Annotated in this window: 8 protein-coding genes; all 8 read right to left on the reverse strand. The window is 34.9% G+C overall.

Features of this window, described 5'->3' with window-relative positions:
- Positions 1-467 precede the first annotated feature (467 nt).
- Positions 468-1,241: a CvpA family protein gene (locus QVA17_RS11535; protein WP_287389057.1), complete on the reverse strand. Its 774-nt coding sequence runs from the start codon at positions 1,239-1,241 to the stop codon at positions 468-470.
- A 35-nt stretch (positions 1,242-1,276) separates the two neighbouring features.
- The gene (locus QVA17_RS11540) at positions 1,277-2,527 is read right to left on the reverse strand and encodes a DUF5711 family protein (RefSeq protein WP_287389059.1); all 1,251 of its coding nucleotides are present in this window, start codon (positions 2,525-2,527) and stop codon (positions 1,277-1,279) included.
- A 13-nt stretch (positions 2,528-2,540) separates the two neighbouring features.
- A complete protein-coding gene (locus tag QVA17_RS11545) occupies positions 2,541-3,635 on the reverse strand; it encodes a hypothetical protein (protein WP_287389061.1) in 1,095 nt (364 codons plus the stop codon).
- A 223-nt stretch (positions 3,636-3,858) separates the two neighbouring features.
- The gene (locus QVA17_RS11550; RefSeq protein ID WP_287389063.1) at positions 3,859-6,147 is read right to left on the reverse strand and encodes a hydratase; all 2,289 of its coding nucleotides are present in this window, start codon (positions 6,145-6,147) and stop codon (positions 3,859-3,861) included.
- 72 nt (positions 6,148-6,219) lie between these two features.
- The gene (locus tag QVA17_RS11555; protein WP_027431021.1) at positions 6,220-6,636 is read right to left on the reverse strand and encodes an HIT family protein; all 417 of its coding nucleotides are present in this window, start codon (positions 6,634-6,636) and stop codon (positions 6,220-6,222) included.
- A gap of 113 nt (positions 6,637-6,749) precedes the next feature.
- Complete coding sequence (locus QVA17_RS11560; protein ID WP_027431022.1) at positions 6,750-7,775, reverse strand: SCP2 sterol-binding domain-containing protein; 1,026 nt, start codon at positions 7,773-7,775, stop codon at positions 6,750-6,752.
- Positions 7,776-7,840: 65 nt separating this feature from the next.
- Positions 7,841-9,331: a DUF6382 domain-containing protein gene (locus QVA17_RS11565; RefSeq protein WP_287389065.1), complete on the reverse strand. Its 1,491-nt coding sequence runs from the start codon at positions 9,329-9,331 to the stop codon at positions 7,841-7,843.
- Positions 9,331-9,804 (reverse strand): TadE family protein, encoded by a 474-nt coding sequence (locus QVA17_RS11570; RefSeq protein WP_287389067.1) that lies wholly within the window; start codon positions 9,802-9,804, stop codon positions 9,331-9,333. Before QVA17_RS11570 ends, QVA17_RS11565 begins: the two co-directional genes overlap by 1 nt.
- Positions 9,805-9,962: the final 158 nt, after the last annotated feature.

Genomic DNA, 9,962 nt, shown 5'->3' on the forward strand with positions numbered 1-9,962 from the left:
CAAAATTGTTTTACGATTGATTACTCGCTTGAATATTTCAAAGAATTTTCAAGGTTGTCATTCTGTTCAGTTGTCAAGGTTCTTGTCTTCAAAGCCTTGTGTTTACTGGCTTTGTTGATGTTTTGTTGTCGTTGCTGTATCGCAGCGACTTGTATATATTATCACCACAGTCCCTTTCTGTCAACACTATTTTTCTAATTTTTTGCGATTTTTTTGAAGTTTTTCAAAAAAATCGAAGAAAGTCAGTATTTATCGGGCTTTGATGGTGTTTTTCAAAAGAATACATACATTTTTACAAATCATAATTTAAAGATTCGTGTATCTATTATAATGATTTTTCTTTTCTTTTTCAATTAAAAAAATCACATCTAACTCGCAATTAATAGGTTTTTAATCCTATGTCTACGAGCTAGATGTGCTTATTTACTAGCTTATATTTTTTGTTTTGAATTAAAGCGACACATTTTTTAAAAGATTCTAGTAAGTAATAATGTGTTTAATGGGTTGTGATTATATAAGAAGGCTAGTATTGCATTTTCATTAATATCTAATAATAGATTAGATGCAAGCTCTGTGTTTCCGAGAGCTGTTATTACTATAAAGAATAACCACACTATAATTAAGCCTTCACATAAACCAACTGCTGCTCCAAGGATTTGATTAGCTCCTTCTACAAATGGAATCTTAGCAAGGATATTAGTAAATGCTAAGATCATTCTGATTATAATGTAGAGAACTACTATTAATATCATGTAAACTAAAGCGTTAAATACAATATTTGTAAGGCTTGTAGCTGCAATATGTAAAGTAATATCTCTTACACTTGTTGTGCCATACTTAGACATTGTGGATGCCATATCTGAAGATGAGTTATTTGAAAGAGCTTTTACAAGTGAATCTGGTAATTCGAACTTCTCACCGATTTGTTCAATAATTTCATTCATCTTATCAGAGATTTGTGTAAGCTTTGATGTATCTATTGTCTGATTAGCAAGTTCGTTGGATGTGAGGTAAGAATTTACCGCCTCATTCTCTCCTAAAATTTCATAGAAGGATTGTTCCATCTTGTTGTCTAAATCAGAATTGTTTTTAATTGCTTCAGTAATAATTGGGGCAAAAATTGTTGTTATTAAAATACTTGCGATTAATGAAACAATTGAAAGCGCAATCTTTAACACGCCTTGAGCATAACCCCATATAGCAAATCCAACCAAAATAGCTAAAATTATAACTACTAACATTTCTTGTCCTCCCTTAATTTATTAATCTGAAAAGATTATTTTAGTTTTATAGTCTGTATGTAATTTCTATTAATTATAACATACTTTCCTTTTTTACCTAAGCAAACCACATCTGAAATTGTGGAGTCAAAGGAAATATTTGCTAAAACTTTTCCCTTCATATTCATAACACAAAGAGATGAGTCATTGTTTAAAACAATACTTGAATCATCAAACTGGATCGTGTCATAGTTTGTGTCAAACGTTGTTTCACATATCTCATTACCTGAAGTGTTATAAACTACTAATTTGTATAAATCGGACGAATCCGTGTTATCTGTTACGATACCAATGTATCTGTCGCTATAAAAGATTCTTTGAATTTCTTCATCTATACTAATCTTTTTTAAAAGCTTTGGTGTTTCTTTTACCTTATATAGGCTGATGCTATTCTCACTTACTGCCACTGCAAGTGTATCTGTAAGGAACTGCACATCTCCAACAATTGTTGAATCGAAATCGTAGCCACCTACAACTCTTTCAGTTTCATTTTTACCAACCTCAGAGAAATTATAGAATACGATGTTGTTCTTAATTTCTTCTCCACTTACATATATGTAAGCTGCCATAAGTTTTGTACCATCATCTGTGATGCTTACATCAAATGGATAGCCATCTCCGGAAAGCGTTGTCTTTACGCTATAGATTTTCTCACCGGATTTGTCATACATATTAATATAGTTAGCGTTGTTATCTTCAAGAACCGCAACCACTAAGCCATCCTTTGCTACTTCCACCTGGGAAATTGTAAGGGATGTGTTAACTTCACTTATGTAACCTGACTTATCAAATAAATAAATCATATTACCGTTAACATCGCCAACTGCAATAAAGCTATCGCAAATCTTAACCTGAGGTTTCTTCATGCTAAAGGTTTGATTCCATACAGCGGTTCCATCTAATGTAAAATATGAAATACCATCGCTACTACATCTTAAATATCCATCTCCATAGGAAATGTAATCTGATGTTTCCACGTCTTCTCTACTTATTGACTTAGTCAATTTATATGAGGAATAAGTTCTATTATCCAAAATGTAAATAACTAAGAGCACTAACAAAGCAATCACAAATACTACTGCCGCCACTACCTTAAGCTGTGTGATTCTGTGCTGTCTTACTTTTTGACGTATTTCTTCCTCTGTGTAAATATCATTGCTATCCTCTGAATCTTTTTGAACTATTTTTCTAATTGGCGCGTTCTTATCGCCATTGAATCTAGGTTTGCCTGATAATATGTCAGCCATACGACCTCCCTATTTATCTTAGTTCCTTAAATTCAGAAATTGCCTGACCAATTGTATCAAATTCATACTCTTTCATCATTTCTGCAAGCTCAAATAACTTGTCTTCATCATCTATGAATTCTCTTCCAAGATAAGATTCATAGTTATTAGAAATAAACATTTTCTGATCAGTTAATTTCTTTTCAAGAACTTCTCTTTCTTTTTTCTTGGATGCTAATATATTTTTGTTCTCTTCAATTTTACCTGTATATCTGCCCTCAATTTCAGAGATAATATTAGTCTTAGTCTTTTGCTCAAACTCATCGCAAGCAGCCTCTCTTTCGCTTTCGATTCTAATAATCTCGTTGTTGATAGCTTCTATTTTTTCATCATATGACTCTAGGCCATACATTTCTTCATTCTTATCTTTTTTAATACTATGTCTAATTTTTTCAATTTTAAATTCATTAATCTTAATGAGACTCTTAACTTCCTGTGCCTGTGTTATTAATTCTCTGTGATTAACCATAATTCCTGAGTTAACCTTTTTGTAGATGAGAATAACAATTAAAGCAACAACAAATGTATATAAAACAAGAAATATATCATCTATAACTGGGCTTATATAAATTCCAAATGGAATCAAGCCAAAAACAATAGCAACACATGCTACAAAGATAACATAATCTAACATAGTTTTCGAATTAAATAATGCTAAAAATAATCTTGAATTGCAAAATAGACTTACCTTTTCTTGAGCAAAGGCCTTTTCTATCTGACGCTTTAACTCTCTATTTTCTGTCTTTAAGTCCTGTGTTTCTGCGGCAATACGTTCCTTTACTCCTGCCATCTTAGCCTGGTCTCTTTTAGCCTGAGCCTTCTTTAGTTTATTTTTTCTTGCTCCAACAAGTTTATCATAGCTCGCATTTATACTTGCGCTGCCTTCCTTTACACGTGATGTAACTTCTGTCTGAATATTTTTTTCTGCTGTATTAACTTCTCTAGATAAAGCCTTGATGCTATCGTTTAACTCATCAAGTTCCTCTCTATTGTCGTTATACTCTGTTACATCAGATATAATCTGCTCTAAAATTTCTAATCCGCCATTAAGTATATTCTGGTCTGCCATAATATATTTCACTCCCTCTTTCTAAGCCAAAAGTGTTTTCTTATAAAGCTGATGGGAGACTCTCAATCGAGAATCTCCCTCATCCTTTATAAATTATATAAATTGTAACAATATTTTAAAACAATCGCAATTATAATCTGAAAGAAATTCAACTTTTTCTAAATTATTATGTCCATTTTTTGCAAAATTTAATTTGCCAATTAGCAAGCTAATTTATGGATTATTAGTGATGTGACTTATAGTAATTGATTAAGCAACCATCTAAAATAATCTGGCGCTCATCATCTGTAAGTTCATCCATCTTAAGTTCGAATTCCTTCATTCCCTTATTAACAACGTATGCCTTAAAGCTTGTAGCTTTCTTTGTGATTGCATCCTGTACATTTGGAATGAAAATGTAATCATCATTAGCAAATGGTAAATCACCCTTATCAATGATAAATGGCAACATACCCCAGTTAATAAGATTTGATCTATAACGCTTAGTTGCATATTCGTTAGCAATGTTAGCCCAACCGCCAAGAACCTTCTGACAAGATGCAGCCTGTTCTCTAGCTGAACCATCACCTGGCTTAACTGCAAAGATTGTAGAACCAACACCTGTATTTTCCTTAGATACATCAAAGCTTTCCTTGATTGTATGCATAATATCTCTTAATTCCGGAAGAGCCTCACCCATACACTCTCCTGCTTCTCTTGCCTTTTCTGCCTTTTGAACTTCCTTAGCTTTTCCTACATATGCAGGGTCTTTTCTTGAAAGTGCAAATTCTGCAAGACCAAGAGGATTTGATCTATAAGATGATGTTTCTCCTGATGGAATAAGTTCATCTGTTGTTGTAACTGGATCATGAATTTCTGATACAACCTTTATTACTAAATTCTCTGGTAAAGCTACCATTTCTGGCCAGTCTTTAATGTTAGGTCCAAACTGGATTTCCTGATTTGGATCTGCAACGCCCTTGCTATCAAATACACGATTAGCATAGATTGAGCTATCGAAATGATATGTTGGACCGCTAAATTCTACATCTAAGTCTGTTGCTGAAGTTAAGTAACCCTTATTAGCTGCTGTTGCTGCAATAGAACGAGCATCCATAAGTGCAACTGATGCAATCTGGCCATTTTGTAACTTAGAACCTTCTCTGTTAGGGAAGTTTCTAGTTGAATGTCTAATTGAGAAGGCATTATTAGCTGGAGTATCACCTGCACCAAAGCAAGGTCCACAGAATGCTGTCTTAACAATAGCACCTGTTGCCATAAGGTCAGCTAATCTACCATTTCTAGCAAGTTCAACATAGATTGGTGTTGAAGCTGGATATACAGATAATGTAAATTCGTCTGCACCAATTGAGCGGCCCTTTAGAATATCTGCGGCTGCGCAAATATTTTCAAAACCACCACCAGCACAACCAGCGATAATTCCCTGGTCAACGTATAACTTGCCGTCTCTAATCTTATTCTGTAATGAGTAGTCAACCTGACCATCAAGACTTACTAAAGCCTTCTTTTCAACATCAGCTAAGATGTCCTTTAGGTTAGCGTTAACTTCATCGATTGTATATGTATTACTTGGATGGAATGGCATAGCAATCATAGGCTTGATCTTTGAAAGGTCAACGTATACAACTCCATCGTAGTAAGCAACATCACCAGGATTAAGTTCAGCGTATGACTGACTTCTTCCGTGAATGTCGTAGAATTCCTTGATTCTATCGTCTGTTCTCCAAATTGAAGAAAGACATGTTGTCTCTGTTGTCATTACATCTACACCGATTCTGAAATCAGCTGAAAGACTTGAAACACCAGGTCCAACGAATTCCATAACCTTATTCTTAACATAGCCATTTGCGAAAACTTCGCCGATAATAGCAAGAGCCACATCCTGAGGACCAACGCCCTTAGCTGGCTCGCCTGTCATGTAGATAGCAACTACCCCTGGCATGTTAATATCATAAGTTCTATTAAGTAACTGCTTAACAAGTTCAGGACCACCTTCACCCATAGCCATTGTACCTAGAGCACCGTAACGAGTGTGGCTATCAGAACCAAGAATCATCTTGCCTGCTTCTGCGAGCTCTTCTCTAGCAAACTGATGGATAACTGCCTGATGAGGTGGAACATAGATTCCGCCATACTTCTTAGCAGCTGTAAGTCCAAACATGTGATCATCTTCATTAATTGTACCGCCAACAGCGCATAAACTGTTGTGGCAATTTGTTAAAACATATGGAATTGGGAACTTCTCAAGTCCAGAAGCTCTTGCAGTCTGAATAATACCAACGAAAGTAATATCATGAGAAGTCATCTTATCAAACTTGATCTTTAACTTTTCCATATTACCTGATGTATTATGCTTCTCTAAAATTCCATATGCGATTGTGTTCTTTTTAGCTTCTTCTACTGAAACTTCTCTGCCAACCTTTGAAGCAACTTCTTTACAGACATCAACACCATCCTCAATAATGTCAACACCGTTTAAAAGGTAAGCTCCGCCTTTGCTTAGTTTTATCATACCAACTTCCTCCATTTATAAGCACTAAAATAACATGTCTACAAAATTAGATATATTCAATATGGTAATAAATTACAATAAAGAAGAAACCTTTTTCTTAATTTCATCTATATCTGCTTGTGTAGCTTCACCTGGAGTCCAAGTCACATTTACAGAATCATTCTTGTATCTTGGAATAATATGCATGTGGAAATGGAAAACAGTTTGACCTGCTGCCTCGCCATTATTCTGCACGATATTAAGTCCGTCAAAATCAAGTACCTGATTATATGCCTTAGCCACCTTAGTAGCTACCTTGAATATATGGGCTGCTGTCTCATCGTCTAACTCATAAATGTTATCAAAATGATTCTTTGGTAAAATGAGAACATGGCCCTTAGAAGCTGGACTAGCATCAAAAATTACCTTTACAAGCTCATCTTCATAAATTGAGTTTGTCTCTATCTCTCCATTAGCAAGTTTACAAAAAATACAATCATCTTTCTTCATGTGCTTTCTCCCTTATTATTATTAGCACTTCCTGTATAGTACACATTTACCTACTGTACCCTACTAAAGTACACTTAGTATAATAACCTAAAGAAAGGGATATTACAATATTACTATTTTTGAAAAATAAATAATTCGTCTAACATTTTCAAATCCTTTAGATTGCCCTTTGCAGTCATGTCTCCTGCCATAAATGAGCGCTGGAAAGAGGTCTGTCCGCTGACAATTCTTTCAAAAGTTTCTTTATCCATTTTACCAATCACATCTGCATCAAGCTTTTCGCCAAAGCTTACCTCTATGTTGGAACCTGAGATTTCAATAACTAGTTTCTTGCTTGAGGAAGAATCTGTAATGCTTGTTTGCTCTTTCTTATCGCTGATTATTAGCATGTAGCTTCCTAGGTATTTGCTGCTGTTGTTGAAATTATTTTTCAAGACGTCGATGTAATATTGGTCGCCGCCCTTGCTTTCGCTATCATAGAGTTCCTTATACATTGCCGATAGATACTCGATGTCTTCTTTTTGAGTTTTTACAAATGTGTCGTCGGCCGCAAACTTTGAAAGCTGCTCATTTTCCTGCGGTGTTAGATGAATTGTATCTCGAAGCAGATTTTTCTTAATCATACTTGTGCTTGAGGGTAGTGTTAGAGCCTTCTTTGAGATGGTTCTGTATATATTTTCAGAAAACTTTTCAATGAAGGTGTTGTAGTCTACATTAAATTCGAAATCAGAAACATTATCCACATAGGCACTTAGGCTATTCCCTAGTTTTCCACCAATGATCTCCCAAGAGTTGTTAAAAGCGTTAACAACTTCTCTTTCTCCATAGCATCTTGAAAGGACAACCGGGAACATGTAGACGTCTTCTACCTTGCTTTTATCTGCATAGAGCCAGCAGCTATCAAGAAAATGTTGCATATAGCCGCCCATGCCTACCCATTCCACAGTGGTTGCAAGGACCACGCCGTCGCAATCGCCTATAGTTGAACCTAGTGAAGTGATTTTATTTTTTAATTCGTATAAATTGTATCTTTCAACCTTAACCTTTAATTCCTCTAAAATGTCCTGAATCTTTGAAATTACTGTTAAAGTTGGGTCATCAGCTAAACCTCTTCCGCCGTAATAAATATTTACCCTCATAATCTATCCCCCAAATTCTTTAATTGTTCCAAAACTTTATTATTATCTTGAATATAGCATAAAACCTAGCTTATTTCAACCTTAAAACTTACTGATGCTATAGTTATTATATCTCCATCCTTAAGAATTTTCTTTTCTCTAGTTTCAAGTCTTTCCCCGTTTAGGAAGCTTCCGTTAGAGGAATTAAGGTCTTCGAAAATGTAATCCTCTCCTTCTTTTTTAATACTGGCGTGCATTCTGCTAACTAGCTTTGAGTCAAAGAAAATGTCAGCTACTTCCTTAAAGTTACCCATTACCATTGGGAATTTCTTTAGGATGATTTCTTCTTTATCTAATTCAAGTTCTACATCTTCTGGATTTTTAAAAGCCATGTTTTTATGAACTGATTCAATAAGGCCTGTGCTGTCCCCATCAAGAATTAACTTGAATTTATTGGCATGTCTCTTTTTTACAAAATCTGAGAGAAGGACTGTATCAACGGAGATGTTATCCTCAACTTTAAAGGCTGTCTTAGATGTTGGATTTGTTTTAGTTGGACTTGTATAGTTTGGGCTTTGGGATGTAGAGGGTTCTTTGTTTGTATAGTTTGTCTTCTTTTCTCTTGTCACATAAGGAATTTCTTCCTTTGTAAGGGCTGGCTCTGTCTTTAAGCTATCTAAGCTTTTCTTATATAAGTAGATACAAGCAACTCCCACTAAAAGAAATGCAAAGTTTAGGACCTTTGGGATAGTGATTGGAATTAGTCTTGGAGACAACATTTCTATTAAAGAAAAGATTGTAAAAATTATACCTGCTGCCAGAACCTTTTTATTGGCCTCTAGTTTTTCCTTTTCAGGATCATCAATTAAGATTTCTTCCTTTGAAATTGTATCAATGGTTATCACTTCCGGCTCTGTTGCATTTTCATAATCTGTAGTTTGAGGAGTGTCATTGTAATCTGGCTCAAGAGGTTTTACTTCCTCTATAAACATCTTGTCATGAAGCTCGTTGTAGAGCTTTAAAAGATTATATGGGTCGTAGCTATTAGAGAGAATATTTTGGTAAAATTCATACAAAAATACCACGCTAGTCTTATCCATGGAATGATCAAAGTGCTCTAAGACATACTCAAATACTGAGCGGAGATTATCTGTGAAGTTGGAGTTTTTCAAACTTGGTAGGTAAATAAAATTCAAATTTTTAGTGATGACATCCATGTAGATAAAGTTAGGGTCCAGTAGGACAAAATCAAGATCTAACATGTATTCATCTACTAGTCTTACCATTTCTGAGATGTTAGAGCAAAGTAATCTAACGTCTTCTAGTTTCATTTTCTCATATTCATAAAACTGAGCGAACTGCTGACGCTTGCTGATGTCATATTTTAAATAGTGTTTGTTGTTTACAGACGCCTTGCTAATCTTTAGGAAGTGATCAAGTCGATTTTTTACAATCATCTTAATCTGGTAATCCTCTTCGTAGCCCTTGTCTGTCTCGATGGTCATTAGGCTCTGGCCGTTTACTCTTTCGTATTCTATATTTAAATTTTCTTCGATTAGGTTTTTATTCATCTTCATTAATCCACTGCCTCCTTTAAGGCTTTAGTAATTCTTATCCATTTTTTCGGATTGTTTACTGATATCATTTCACTTGTGTTTATACTTTTACCCACGTAGGCTGTCACTAGCGGGAAACTTGCCTTCGCGGTGATTTTAATATTGTTATCTTTCTTTTGTATATTTATATCTGTGTCGTTTAAGTAAAGAGTTTTTGCATCTATGTAGTCTTTGACTTTTGTGGCAAATTCCTCTTCTGTCATTTCATTCTTATCTTTAACTTCTGCTGCATTAATGTAGCGATATTCGTATTCGATTGCCGCTTGCTCTAGGGCATTTCGCAAAATTATCCTGTCGTGCATATAAATTGCAACGCTTATGGAGATTATATAGACCATAAAAAATATGGGGACAATCACTGCATTTTCAAGGGTATAAACTGCCTTAAATCTAAAGTTTGCCAATGTCTTGATTCCTTTAAAAATTCCTTTCATCCTGCCCTCCTTTAACTAAAGTAAGCAATAGTGCTTATTAGGTAGCCAGCAAGTAAAAAGGGGATAAAGGGGATTGTGGCTTTTCTTTTTAATTTCTTTAGAGCTAGGCCTATGAGGGAGAAAACTGCTGCCGCTAGCATGGCAAGAAAGAAGCTAGA

The organism is Lachnospira sp., assembly GCF_016290755.1.
Classification (GTDB): Bacteria; Bacillota; Clostridia; order Lachnospirales; family Lachnospiraceae; genus Lachnospira; species Lachnospira multipara.

What these genes read in the sequence shown, in the direction of transcription:
- QVA17_RS11565 (WP_287389065.1), bottom strand. Translation starts at nt 9,331, where the DNA reads ATGAAGATGAATAAAAACCTAATCGAAGAAAATTTAAATATAGAATAC.
- QVA17_RS11545 (WP_287389061.1), bottom strand. Translation starts at nt 3,635, where the DNA reads ATGGCAGACCAGAATATACTTAATGGCGGATTAGAAATTTTAGAGCAG.
- QVA17_RS11570 (WP_287389067.1), bottom strand. Translation starts at nt 9,804, where the DNA reads ATGAAAGGAATTTTTAAAGGAATCAAGACATTGGCAAACTTTAGATTT.
- QVA17_RS11550 (WP_287389063.1), bottom strand. Translation starts at nt 6,147, where the DNA reads ATGATAAAACTAAGCAAAGGCGGAGCTTACCTTTTAAACGGTGTTGAC.
- QVA17_RS11555 (WP_027431021.1), bottom strand. Translation starts at nt 6,636, where the DNA reads ATGAAGAAAGATGATTGTATTTTTTGTAAACTTGCTAATGGAGAGATA.
- QVA17_RS11560 (WP_027431022.1), bottom strand. Translation starts at nt 7,775, where the DNA reads ATGAGGGTAAATATTTATTACGGCGGAAGAGGTTTAGCTGATGACCCA.
- QVA17_RS11540 (WP_287389059.1), bottom strand. Translation starts at nt 2,527, where the DNA reads ATGGCTGACATATTATCAGGCAAACCTAGATTCAATGGCGATAAGAAC.
- QVA17_RS11535 (WP_287389057.1), bottom strand. Translation starts at nt 1,241, where the DNA reads ATGTTAGTAGTTATAATTTTAGCTATTTTGGTTGGATTTGCTATATGG.